14 protein-coding genes are annotated in these 12256 nt (G+C 36.2%); 8 read left to right on the top strand and 6 right to left on the bottom strand.

Annotated elements, in window-relative coordinates; all coding sequences use genetic code 11:
- Nucleotides 1-18 precede the first annotated feature (18 nt).
- Both pyrF and MKX45_RS07800 read left to right on the top strand, forming a co-directional pair.
- Complete coding sequence (gene pyrF, locus MKX45_RS07805; protein WP_012897963.1) at nt 19-732, top strand: orotidine-5'-phosphate decarboxylase; 714 nt, start codon at nt 19-21, stop codon at nt 730-732.
- A gap of 35 nt (nt 733-767) precedes the next feature.
- Nucleotides 768-1046 (top strand): hypothetical protein, encoded by a 279-nt coding sequence (locus tag MKX45_RS07800; protein WP_340816983.1) that lies wholly within the window; start codon nt 768-770, stop codon nt 1044-1046.
- Nucleotides 1047-1061: 15 nt separating this feature from the next.
- Here MKX45_RS07800 and rsmG read toward each other — a convergent pair whose 3' ends face one another.
- From rsmG to MKX45_RS07780, 4 genes are read right to left on the bottom strand one after another with little or no spacing between them, the layout of a single operon-like run.
- Nucleotides 1062-1778 carry a 16S rRNA (guanine(527)-N(7))-methyltransferase RsmG gene (rsmG, locus tag MKX45_RS07795; RefSeq protein WP_015426580.1) on the bottom strand — a complete coding sequence of 239 codons (717 nt, stop codon included), beginning with the start codon at nt 1776-1778 and terminating at the stop codon, nt 1062-1064.
- The gene (locus MKX45_RS07790; RefSeq protein WP_003131090.1) at nt 1775-2734 is read right to left on the bottom strand and encodes a polyprenyl synthetase family protein; all 960 of its coding nucleotides are present in this window, start codon (nt 2732-2734) and stop codon (nt 1775-1777) included. The genes rsmG and MKX45_RS07790 overlap by 4 nt, the downstream gene beginning before the upstream one ends.
- Nucleotides 2725-3255, bottom strand: coding sequence for a Gx transporter family protein (locus MKX45_RS07785; protein WP_340816982.1), 531 nt, complete (start codon nt 3253-3255; stop codon nt 2725-2727). Before MKX45_RS07785 ends, MKX45_RS07790 begins: the two co-directional genes overlap by 10 nt.
- Nucleotides 3252-3581 carry a NusG domain II-containing protein gene (locus MKX45_RS07780; protein WP_228248361.1) on the bottom strand — a complete coding sequence of 110 codons (330 nt, stop codon included), beginning with the start codon at nt 3579-3581 and terminating at the stop codon, nt 3252-3254. Before MKX45_RS07780 ends, MKX45_RS07785 begins: the two co-directional genes overlap by 4 nt.
- On the opposite strand from MKX45_RS07780, the gene MKX45_RS07775 reads away from it, so the two are divergent.
- Nucleotides 3532-3753, top strand: coding sequence for a hypothetical protein (locus MKX45_RS07775; RefSeq protein WP_021470090.1), 222 nt, complete (start codon nt 3532-3534; stop codon nt 3751-3753). The genes MKX45_RS07780 and MKX45_RS07775 overlap by 50 nt on opposite strands.
- Here MKX45_RS07775 and galU read toward each other — a convergent pair.
- Nucleotides 3730-4671 carry a UTP--glucose-1-phosphate uridylyltransferase GalU gene (gene galU, locus MKX45_RS07770; RefSeq protein ID WP_015426578.1) on the bottom strand — a complete coding sequence of 314 codons (942 nt, stop codon included), beginning with the start codon at nt 4669-4671 and terminating at the stop codon, nt 3730-3732. The genes MKX45_RS07775 and galU overlap by 24 nt on opposite strands.
- A gap of 42 nt (nt 4672-4713) precedes the next feature.
- Complete coding sequence (locus tag MKX45_RS07765) at nt 4714-5739, bottom strand: NAD(P)H-dependent glycerol-3-phosphate dehydrogenase (protein ID WP_003131086.1); 1026 nt, start codon at nt 5737-5739, stop codon at nt 4714-4716.
- 192 nt (nt 5740-5931) lie between these two features.
- Here MKX45_RS07765 and MKX45_RS07760 point away from each other — a divergent pair, with 192 nt between their 5' ends.
- From MKX45_RS07760 to pyk, 5 genes are all read left to right on the top strand, one after another.
- Nucleotides 5932-6558 carry a 5-bromo-4-chloroindolyl phosphate hydrolysis family protein gene (locus tag MKX45_RS07760; RefSeq protein WP_081037497.1) on the top strand — a complete coding sequence of 209 codons (627 nt, stop codon included), beginning with the start codon at nt 5932-5934 and terminating at the stop codon, nt 6556-6558.
- 144 nt (nt 6559-6702) lie between these two features.
- The gene (locus MKX45_RS07755; RefSeq protein WP_340816980.1) at nt 6703-7881 is read left to right on the top strand and encodes a toxic anion resistance protein; all 1179 of its coding nucleotides are present in this window, start codon (nt 6703-6705) and stop codon (nt 7879-7881) included.
- A gap of 172 nt (nt 7882-8053) precedes the next feature.
- Complete coding sequence (gene nagA / locus MKX45_RS07750) at nt 8054-9202, top strand: N-acetylglucosamine-6-phosphate deacetylase (protein WP_128267954.1); 1149 nt, start codon at nt 8054-8056, stop codon at nt 9200-9202.
- A gap of 385 nt (nt 9203-9587) precedes the next feature.
- Nucleotides 9588-10610, top strand: coding sequence for a 6-phosphofructokinase (gene pfkA / locus MKX45_RS07745; RefSeq protein WP_003131080.1), 1023 nt, complete (start codon nt 9588-9590; stop codon nt 10608-10610).
- 87 nt (nt 10611-10697) lie between these two features.
- Entirely contained in the window at nt 10698-12206 is a 1509-nt protein-coding gene (pyk, locus tag MKX45_RS07740; protein WP_003131076.1) for a pyruvate kinase, read from the top strand.
- Nucleotides 12207-12256: the final 50 nt, after the last annotated feature.

The raw sequence follows: 12256 nt of genomic DNA, 5'->3' as shown, positions 1-12256 counted from the left end.
AAAAAGAAAGTAGAAAAAATGCAAGAAAATAGACCTGTCATTGCCCTTGATTTCCCTGAATTCTCAGACGTAAAAGATTTTCTCGAAAAATTTGACCCGTCAGAACAATTGTATATTAAACTAGGAATGGAACTTTTTTACACGGCTGGACCCCAAGTCGTTTACTATGTAAAATCGCTCGGCCACAGTGTATTCCTTGATTTAAAACTCCATGATATTCCAAATACTGTTGAATCCTCAATGCGTGTTTTAGCACGTTTGGGAGTAGATATGGTTAATGTTCACGCCGCTGGTGGTGTTGAAATGATGGTCGCAGCTAAACGCGGTTTAGAGGCTGGAACGCCAGTTGGACGGCAAAGGCCAAAATTAATTGCGGTCACACAATTAACCTCAACTTCTGAGGAAATTATGCAAAATGACCAAAAAATTATGACTAGTCTTGAAGAATCGGTTATTAATTACGCACAAAAAACCGCTCAAGCAGGACTTGACGGTGTCGTTTGTTCGGCACATGAAGTTGAAAAAATTAAAGCAGCGACATCGAAAGAATTCATTTGTCTCACACCAGGAATCCGCCCAGAGGGTGCAAGTAAAGGCGACCAAAAACGAGTAATGACACCTAAAGAAGCAAGAACAATTGGTTCAGATTATATTGTTGTCGGCCGTCCAATTACCCAAGCAAAAGATCCAGTAGCTAGCTATCATGCGATAAAAGCAGAATGGAATCAATAAAATGAAAAAATTACTTCACTTTTTGGTTGTGTTACATGGTTTTTGCTTACATGCTTTTATTAGACTTAATTGTTGTCCTCGTCGTAAGGTCATGGTTTAAAATTCAAAATAAAAGTCAAAAACAAAGTCAAAAAGTGTGGAAGAATAAATTTACTAAATTTTGGTTTCGCTATCGGTCAATACATATTACTTTTATCTTACTCTCAATCTTTACTAGCCTTTCACTGACGGCACCTGAAATGGTCATGAATAGTTTTACTGCGATTGTTTCTATTTCAGTATTGGTGATTAATCTCAGCAAAAAAATCGGCTAAAAATGGCCGATTTTTTTATTTTATTGGATTTTTTGCAGGAGTTCCTGCTTTGCGTGGGTATTTTTTAGGGGTTTCTTTTTTCTTTTCAATCAGAGCAATGTGACGCTCATCACCGTTAGGCAATTCATAAGCGACTTCTTTGATAAATTTTCCACCAAGTGTAGCAATTGCCTTTTTAGCGTCATTCAATTCTTCTTCAAATTGAGCAGCTTTTAATGACAATAAAATACCATTTTTCTTGAGAAAGGGAATCGTAAATTCAGTCAAAACAGAAAGTCTAGCAACCGCACGGGCAGTAACAAAATCAAATGTTCCACGATAATTAGTATCCTGACCAAAATCTTCAGCTCGTCCGTGAAGTAAAGTCACATTTTCGAGGCCTAATTCCTCTGTCAGTAAACTTAAAAAATTAATTCGCTTATTGAGAGAATCAATGATAGTCACTTTTAATTCAGGGAAAATAATTTTCATTGGTAAGCTAGGAAAACCTGCTCCAGCACCAATATCTAAAATGCTGACAGGTTGGTCAGTAATCAATCCATATAAAATTGGTGCAATAGAATCATAAAAATGTTTTAAATAGACTTCATTTTTTTCAGTAATTGCTGTCAGGTTAATTTTTTCATTCCATTCAACCAAAAGTTCAAAATAGCGTTCAAACTGTTTGATTTGTTTATCAGAGAGTTGAATATCAAATTCTGTCAGTGCTGACAAAAATTCATCAGGGGTCATAAAGTTCGCTCCAAAAGTTTTCTAGTAATTTCAGCAATCAGCTCACGATTTTTACCTTTTGGTAATTTATCAATTAAATTTAATGCTGAAAGAGTATAAGATTTCGCAAGTGCTTTGGTTTTTTCAAGGGCATCAGAAGTTTTGATAAAATCATAAACTTCATCAAATTTTTCATTTTTAATTAATTCAGAAACAAGAGCATTGTTTTCCTGTAAAGCAAAGAGAACAGGAGCAGAATAAATGCCTTGTTTAATGTCTTCAAGTACCGGTTTTCCAAGCGTTTGAGCAGTCGATGCATAATCTAAATAATCATCCATAATTTGGAAAGAAATCCCAATATTCATTCCAATTTTATAAGCTCGTTTGGTCAATGTATTATTTTTAGAAATTAAAGGAGCAACAGAAGCAGAAAGTGCAAAAAGTTCTCCCGTTTTTCCTGAAATATTTTCAATATAATCATCTAAAGTTTGTTGAAGATTAAAATGATGATTAAGTTGACCAAGCTCACCACCTAATAAACGCTCAATTGAACCAATATTTTTGGTTAAATTTGATAATTCTAATGAGTGTTCAGACATTAGACGAAAGACAGCAATAAATAAATAGTCCCCAGCATAGACGGCAATTTCTGGTCCGTATTTTGCTGACAAAGTAGCTACGCCACGCCGTGTGTCTGCGTGGTCAATGACATCATCGTGAACCAAAGTCGCTGTATGCATCATTTCGACAGAAGCCGCAAGTGCCAATCTTTCACTTTCAGAAAGATCAGTAAATCCTGAAAATAAAAGTAAATAAGCTGGACGCAACATTTTTCCGCCCGCATCAAATATATCAAAAATAGCCGATTTAACATCTGAATTTTTGATGGTAACGTGGCTTTTCATTAATTGTTGAACTTGAACCAATTCTTTTTCAAGCTCTGGATAGTCTTTCCAAAAGTTATTTTTTAAGTCCATTGTTTACTTTCTTTAATAAATAGTTCTTGAATAGGTTTAACACGTGTAATTAATTGATTTCCAGCAATGCCAATTGCAAAACCAGCAAGTATTCCAAAAAAGGCAAGCCAAGGCAAATAAAGCATCACAGAAGTTGTTTTAGCTAAAAGAGAAGCCATTGCTAATTGGCCAAAATTATGAAAAAATCCACCAACTGTCGAAATTCCAATCATTGAAACCAGTTTTGGTCCAAATTGCTTCATCAAATACATGGCTAATAGAGATAAGATTCCGCCCGCAAAAGAGTACAGAAAAACGGAAAAACCAGTAAAAAGTGCTGTAATTAATAGACGAAGAATTTGCATGACCCAAACTTGTCGCCATCTTAGAGTGAAAACTGCAATAATCATCACCAAATTGGCAAGACCCACTTTAGCTCCAGGTGCAAAAGAAAAAAAGGGAGGTAAAGAGCTTTCAATAATTCCCATAACTACCGCAGCAGCTGTCAATAGAGAAACATAAACGTATTCTTTAATATTCATACTTTATAATCTACCTGTTCATCCTTTTGACCACTCATAACTTCAATCACTAAATTATGAGGTAAACAGACGATAGTTTCCCCAGTCTTAGAAATATAGCCCCTTTGGACGTCAATTTGGTCTTTACAATTGGCTTCGACAACCGCAATTTCACCATTTTTAACTTGTATTTTATTATAATCGCCATCTTTATCACGGTAGGTCCAAGTTTGATTTTTATTTAAATCAAAAGTTTTAATCACCTTACCACTAATTCTTAGTTCGGCCTGAGCTCCTTTGGAACCAGTAGCGAAGAAGAACAAAGTTGAAAAAGAAGCGATGAACAGTAGAAAAATAATAACAAAATCAAGCGGTTTTGTCTTTATGCTTTTAAAAAAATTAACCGTGTTTTTAAAGAAGTTCATTAAGGTTAATTATAGCAAAATTAATGAAAAAATTCACGAAATCAAAAAGAAAAAGCCTTTCGGCTCTTTCTTATTTTTTAGTGATATTTTTTGAGTCATCTTTAGAAAGCTCTTTTGCTTTTTCAATGATGTAGTTTTTCAAATTCGCCCCGATTTGTGGGTGTTCTAAACCATATTCAATTGTTGTTTCAACAAAACCGAGTTTATCACCAACATCATAACGTTTTCCAGTAAATTCATGAGCAAAAACGCGTTGTGTTTTATTCAAACGTTCGATAGCATCAGTCAATTGGATTTCATTTCCAGCACCGGGAACTTGTGTTTCTAAAACATCAAAAATTTCAGGAGTTAAGAGGTAACGACCGATAATTGCAAGGTCAGAAGGAGCTTCATCAACATTTGGTTTTTCGACAAAACGTTCAACATTGTAAAGGCCTTTAGAAACTTCACCGTTAGGGTCAATGACACCATATTTATCAACATCATCATGAGGAACTTTCATAACCGCAATTGTTGAAGCGTGAGTTTTTTCGTAATCATTGATTAGGTCTTTAGTTAAAGGAGTTTCATTTCCAGTAATATTCATTAAGTCATCGCCAAGCATGACTACAAAAGGCTCATTTCCAACAAAAGCTTTAGCTTGAAGAACGGCATGTCCCAATCCTTTTGGATGAGATTGACGGATAAAGTGAAGATTAATATCTGTTGTTTCTTCAACAAGTTTAAGTAATTCTGTTTTTCCTTTTTCAAGCAAATTTTGTTCAAGCTCAATGTTTGAGTCAAAATGGTCTTCAATTGGACGTTTTGCTTTACCAGTAACAATCAAAATATCTTCGATTCCTGATTTCAAGGCTTCTTCAACGATAAATTGAATAGTAGGTTTGTCGACGATTGGCAACATTTCTTTAGCGATCGCTTTAGTTGCTGGCAAAAAGCGAGTTCCTAGACCAGCGGCAGGAATAACAGCTTTACGTACTTTTCTGGCTTTAGTTGGAATAGTGTTTTGTTTCATGGATAATAACTCCTTTATAGTTAGATAAATCGTATTTACTTTTTATTTATTATTAATGAATTCATTTTCGGCACGAGTTTCGCGGCGCATGATATCAAGAATTCCAGTTTTTGCATCTAGATTTTCATAGAGAACTTTGTAGATTGTTTCGGTAATTGGCATATCGATACCTAGCTGTTGAGCGAGCTCAAAAGCAGCTTTAGTGGTTGAAACACCTTCAATAACCATTCCCATATTTTTTTCAATATCAGCTAGCTTTTCGCCGCGACCAAGAGCATCACCCGCGCGCCAGTTTCGTGAGTGAATTGAAGTACCTGTTACAATTAAGTCACCAACACCAGACAAACCGCTATAAGTTAAAGGTTCAGCTCCCATAGCCACACCTAAACGAGTAATTTCGGCAAGACCACGCGTAATAATTGCTGCTTTAGCATTATCACCAAAACCAAGACCGTGAAGAGCACCCGCGCCTACAGCAATAATATTTTTAAGGGCACCGGCTGTTTCAACACCAATAACATCAGTATTAGTATAAAGACGGAAGTAGTCGTTGCTGAAGATTGCTTGAGCGTATTTCGCTTCATCATGGTCTTTAGAAGCTGCAGAAATTAATGTAATATCACGAACAATTGTTTCTTCAGCATGAGAAGGGCCAGAAACTACCACGATTTCTCCTCGCAATTGAGCGGGGATTTCTTCTTCAAGAATAGTAGAAATTCGCTCATGTGTTCCCTGTTCAAGCCCTTTAGAAGCGTGAAGGATGTGTACTTTGTGTTTGAGGACTTCGGCTACTTGTTTTGCGACCAAACGTGTCACTTTAGTTGGTACAACAAATAAAATAGCATCAACATCTTCTAAAGCTAAATCTAAACGATCAAATGCTTTTATTTTTTCATCCAAAACAACATCTTTAAAATAGCGTGTATTTGTATGCTTTTCATTAATTTCAGCCATCTGTTCTGGATTATTTCCCCAGATACGAACTTCATGACCATTATCATTAAGAACTTGTGAAAGTGCAGTTCCCCACGAACCTGGACCTAAAACTGCAATTTTTTGTGGATTCATAGAAATGATCCTTTCTTTCGTTTTGGTTTCCTTTACATTTTAACATAAGCAAGAATAAAAATCAGCCCTAAGTATGATTTAGGGTTCAAATATTATGATAAAATATAGATATATCCGAAAGGTTATTCTTAAAAATGAAATTTAAAAATTAGAAACTTGTGAGAACAGGACGCAAGCGGGAGGAAAAAAAATATGCCAGTCAGTTTATTTATGAATCATCAGGACATGATGTTCGGTTATGGTCATCTAGGAATCGTGAATGTGATTTTTGGATTAGTTCTCTTTTTCTTAATTATAAAAATGATTATCGGAATTAGTTTTATGCGAAAAAACCCTGATGAAAGAGAAGAAGGATATAAGGATAAAGGAATGAGCAAAAAAGAAAATATTGAACGTTACCACGAAGCAGGACTCTCAGATACGGATATTAAAATTTTCCGTGAAAACTTGTCAGAAGCAAAAGAAAATATCAAAACTTGGGAAAAATTACTGAAAAAAGAAGATGATTTACAAGTTGTTGAATCAGTGACAGGCGGTTTAGAAGCCAGCAAACAAACGTTTAAATATATTGTTCAAAATCCACAAGAACTCACAAAACAAAATGAGTTTCTATATAAAGACTTGCCAAACATCGTCAAATTGTCAGAGAAATTTATTGAGATGAAGAAACAATCAGTAAGAACAGAAGAAATCAATCGTGATTTAGATGAAACCTTACTTTTGATAAAAACACTCTCACATTCAATTTCTAAAAACTACCATGAAATTTTGATGGACGATGTCAATGTCATCAAACATCAAGTTGATTTTGACAAATAATTTTACTGACAGACGTTTTAAAAATTCTTGTCAGTAAAACTGATGATTCTGTCAGTAAAAAAACAAATATTCCTGTCAATTTTGGCAGGAATCATTTATAATTAAAAGTAAAGAAATATAAGTATAGCAAAGGAATTTAAAGATATGGATAATCCAATTTTAGATGATTTGATGACCAATGATAAAGTCATTAAAGAGGCAGAGCAATTAGATGAACAACAAAAGTCAGAAATTGTAAAAATGCACGAAAAAGCCTCTTTAGCAGCAGTAGAAGTTCTTTCTACTGAAGAATTAGAAAAAGCAAAAGAATTATCAAAACAGTTGGATGAATCAAGTGCTCAATCTGTCATTAACTATGGAGCAAGCGCCCAAGATAAGATTTCGGCTTTTTCTCAAAGTGTCTTAAATAAAGTTCAGGCACAAGATTTGGGCGAAGTTGGTTCCTCACTGACAGATTTGATGTTTAACTTACAACAAGCCAATCCAAACGAATTGGTAGCTGAAAACAAAGGGATTTTTACCAAAATGTTTGGTAAAGTTAAACGTTCAATTTTTGAAGTGACGCAAAAATACCAAAAAATTGGAGCAGGTATTGATAAAATTTCTGCAAAATTGAACAATGAACAACAAGGACTTTTGCAAGATAATGAAATGCTCGATAAACTTTACGATGAAAACTTGAATTATTTCAAGGCTTTGAATGTTTATATTGCAGGTGCTGAATTAAAAGTCCAAGAATTAGATACAGAAATTATTCCGCAAGCTCGAAAAGAAGCTCAAGATTCTACTGACAATGCCTTGATTGTTCAAAAAGTGAATGATTTAGAATCATATAAAAATCGCTTAGAAAAACGAGCTCATGACTTGCGTCTTGCTCGTCAGTTGACAATTCAACAAGCCCCACAAATTCGTCTCATTCAAAATACCAATCAAGAATTAGCTGAGAAAATCCAAACTTCAATTAATACAGCCATTCCACTATGGAAAAATCAGGTTGCGATTGCTTTGACCCTCTTAAAACAAAAAGATGCTTTGACAAGTCAACGTATTGTTTCAGAAACAACCAATGATCTGTTGCGTAAAAATTCAGAAATGCTTAAAGCATCAACAATTGAGGCTGCAACTGAAAATGAACGTGGTTTAGTAGATATTGAAACATTAAAATTAACTCAACAAAACTTAGTTGATACTATTCAAGAAACTATGAGAATTCAGGCTGAGGGACGCCAAAAACGTCAACAAGGTGAGGTTGAACTTTCTAAAATGGAAGAACAAATTAAAGAAAAATTGTTACAATTATCAAATAACAAACAATTAAATTAAATTTTAAAATTACTGACAGAAATTGAGCGCTATTTTCATCTGCTAAAGTATGATTTGTATAGGCTCAGGCAAAATCTGTCAGTAATTTTTTATAGTGATAATTGGTATATACTGTTTATTGACAAAAAAGATAAAGGGTGCTAAAATTAAAGAAAAAGAAGAGGAGATATTTATGACTTACTATATTAAAGCAGATCAATTTTTCTACGCTTATGAAACAAAAAAAGGTGGTTTCTTAGAAATTACTGATGGAAAATTTGGAGAGTGGACAGAAGAAGCACCAGCAGGAGCTGACATTTTAGATTATTCAGGTCAATCAATTGCCCCAGGTCTTGTTGAAACACATATCCATGGTTTTGGTGGAGCGGATGCCCAAGATGCTGAAGTTGAAGGAATTATGGGAACAATGTCAGAAGGCTTGTTGTCAGCAGGGGTCACTTCATTTTTACCAAGTCCTTTGACCGATGACCACGAAGGATTGAAAGCGGTTTGCACGGTTGTAGGAGAACATTACCAAGAAGCTCGCGGAGCCAAAGTTCGTGGTATTTTTTTTGAAGGTCCATTCTTTACAGAAGAAAAGAAAGGGGCTCAAAACCCTAAATACATGCGCGATGCCAAAATGTGGGAACTTGAAGATTGGCAAGAAGCTGCACATGGAATGCTCAAAAAAATCGGTCTTGCCCCAGAACGTGATGGTTCAGAAGACTTCATCCGTAAAGCGACTGAATCAGGTGTTGTTATTGCATTGGGACATTCAAATGCCACTTATAAACAAGCGGTTGCTGGGGTACAAGCTGGAGCATCTGTTTGGGTTCACACCTTTAACGGAATGTCTGGAATGACTCACCAAGAACCAGGAATGGTTGGAGCAATTTTAAATACACCAAACACTTATGCTGAGTTAATTTGTGATGGTCACCATGTTCGTCCAGAAGCAGCTGAAATTGTAATGAAAATGAAAGGCGCTGACCATGTTGTTTTAATTACAGACTCAATGCGTGCCGCAGGACTTCCTGATGGACCTTATATGCTTGGCGAATACGAAGTAGAAGTTCGTGACGGAGCCGCATGGCTTCCAACAGGACGCCCAGCTGCCTCAATTTTAACTCTTAAAACTGCTGTTAAAAATGTCATTGACTGGGGGATTGCCACACCAGCAGAAGCAATTATGATGGCTTCATTGACACCAGCAAAATCTGTAAACATTGATGATGTTTGTGGTCAAATAAAACCAGGTTTGTCAGCTGATTTTATCGTTTTAGACAATGATTTTGATTTAGTTGCAACTTATATTGATGGTGAAAAACGCTATGAAGCGTAATATAAAAAATGAATTTCGCAAGGAATTCATTTTTTTATGAAAATATTTCATTTTTCAAGTTGAATAATCAGAAAAATAAACAAAAAGGTAAAAGATTATATACTTTTTTGTTAAAATATAAAAGAATAGAATGGCTATTATTGTGTCATATTATAGAAGAATTAAGAGCAAATGAAGTCTATAAATTTTATTTGAAAATGCTAGAAAACCCTTGCAAAATAAGGCTTAGAAAAAAAGAAACAATGAAAACGTTTCATACAGTTTGTAAAGAGATTTTTTTATAAATACGTGATATAATGAACTAGACAACAAATGAACATGGTAAAAATATTAATAACGTTTACGTATTTTTGCTATGTATCTCAATTTCGGAGGACAGATTTAAATGAAACGCATTGCAGTTTTGACTTCTGGTGGTGATGCCCCAGGAATGAATGCGGCTATTCGTGCAGTTGTTCGCAAAGCAATTTCTGAAGGTATCGAAGTTTACGGTATCAATCACGGATATGCGGGCATGGTTGCGGGAGATATTTTCCCGCTTACGTCAGCTTCAGTTGGTGATAAAATCGGTCGTGGTGGTACATTCTTGTATTCAGCACGCTACCCAGAATTTGCTCAAGTAGAAGGACAACTTGCTGGGATTGAGCAACTTAAAAAATTCGGTATCGAAGGTGTCGTTGTAATCGGTGGTGATGGTTCTTATCATGGAGCTATGCGTCTTACAGAACATGGTTTCCCAGCTGTTGGACTTCCAGGAACAATCGATAACGATATCGTAGGAACTGATTTTACAATTGGATTTGATACAGCTGTTTCAACAGTTGTAGATGCCTTGGATAAAATCCGTGATACTTCATCATCACATAACCGTACTTTCGTTGTAGAAGTAATGGGACGTAATGCTGGAGATATCGCTTTGAATGCTGGTATCGCTGCTGGTGCAGATGATATTTGTATTCCAGAAAAAGAATTTAAGTTTGAAAACGTAGTTAACAACATTAACAAAGGCTACGAAAAAGGTAAAAATCACCACATCATCGTTCTTGCTGAAGGTGTAATGACTGGTGAAGAATTTGCTACAAAACTTAAAGAAGCTGGTTATAAAGGGGACCTTCGCGTTTCTGTCCTTGGACACATCCAACGTGGTGGTTCACCAACAGCTCGTGACCGTGTTCTTGCTTCACGTATGGGTGCTCGTGCCGTTGAATTGCTTCGTGATGGAATCGGGGGCGTAGCCGTTGGTATCCGTAATGAAGAACTTGTAGAAAGTCCAATTCTCGGAACAGCTGAAGAAGGAGCACTCTTTAGTTTGACTACTGAAGGTGGAATCAAAGTAAATAACCCGCATAAAGCAGGTCTTGAACTTTACCGTCTTAACTCAGCACTCAACAATCTTAACCTTAACTAAGTTACTGCAAATCTGTTTCTAGTTAAGTGTTAAACGCATAATTAGGGCAGAGATATATAATTAATCATTATAGGAGAAAAACACAAAATGAATAAACGTGTAAAAATCGTCTCAACTCTTGGACCTGCTGTCGAAATTCGTGGTGGCAAAAAATTTGGTGAAAGCGGCTATTGGGGAGAATCTCTTGACGTCGAAGCATCAGCAAAAAACATTGCAGCTTTGATTGAAGAAGGCGCAAATGTCTTCCGTTTCAACTTCTCACACGGTGACCATCCTGAACAAGGTGCTCGTATGGCAACAGTTCACCGCGCTGAAGAAATCGCTGGTCATAAAGTAGGTTTCTTGCTTGATACTAAAGGTCCTGAAATGCGTACAGAACTCTTTGCTGACGGTGCTGATGCAATCAGCGTTGTTACTGGAGATAAATTCCGCGTTGCAACTAAACAAGGTCTTAAATCAACTCCTGAATTGATTGCTTTGAACGTAGCTGGTGGTCTTGATATCTTTGATGATGTTGAAATTGGTCAAACTATTTTGATTGACGATGGTAAACTTGGTTTGTCATTGACTGGTAAAGATGCAGCAACTCGTGAGTTTGAAGTTGAAGCACAAAATGATGGCGTTATTGGTAAACAAAAAGGTGTTAACATTCCTAACACTAAAATTCCTTTCCCAGCTCTTGCTGAACGTGATGATGCGGATATCCGTTTCGGACTTTCACAACCTGGTGGAATCAACTTTATCGCTATCTCATTCGTACGTACTGCAAATGACGTTAAAGAAGTACGTCGTATTTGTGAAGAAACTGGAAATCCACACGTACAACTTTTGGCTAAAATTGAAAACCAACAAGGTATCGAAAACCTTGATGAAATCATCGAAGCAGCTGATGGTATCATGATCGCTCGTGGTGACATGGGTATTGAAGTTCCATTTGAAATGGTTCCAGTTTACCAAAAATTGATCATCAGCAAAGTTAACAAAGCAGGTAAAATCGTTGTTACTGCGACAAACATGCTTGAATCAATGACTTACAACCCACGTGCTACTCGTTCAGAAATTTCAGACGTATTCAACGCTGTTATTGACGGAACTGACGCAACAATGCTTTCAGGTGAATCTGCTAATGGTAAATACCCACGCGAATCAGTTCGTACAATGGCTACTGTTAACAAAAACGCTCAAACAATGTTGAAAGAATACGGACGTCTTCACCCAGAACGTTACGACAAATCAACTGTAACAGAAGTAGTTGCTGCATCAGTTAAAAACGCTGCAGAAGCTATGGATATCAAATTGATTGTTGCTTTGACTGAATCTGGTAATACTGCTCGTTTGATTTCTAAACACCGTCCTAATGCTGACATCTTGGCTATTACATTTGACGAAAAAGTTGAACGTGGATTGATGATTAACTGGGGTGTAATCCCAACGATGACTGAAAAACCTTCATCTACAGATGACATGTTTGAAGTTGCTGAAAAAGTTGCTTTGGCTTCAGGTTTAGTTGAATCTGGTGACAATATCATCATTGTTGCTGGTGTTCCAGTTGGTACTGGTCGTACAAATACAATGCGTATCCGCACTGTTAAATAATTTGTCAATTAAGAATCTTAAAACAATAATGCCTGCCGCTATCGACAGGC

The sequence above is a fragment of the Lactococcus sp. FSL W8-0209 genome (assembly GCF_038006585.1).
GTDB classification, from domain to species: domain Bacteria; phylum Bacillota; class Bacilli; order Lactobacillales; family Streptococcaceae; genus Lactococcus; species Lactococcus lactis.
The sequence above is the reverse complement of the archived record's forward strand: the minus strand, read 5'-3'. Positions and strand labels throughout refer to the sequence as shown.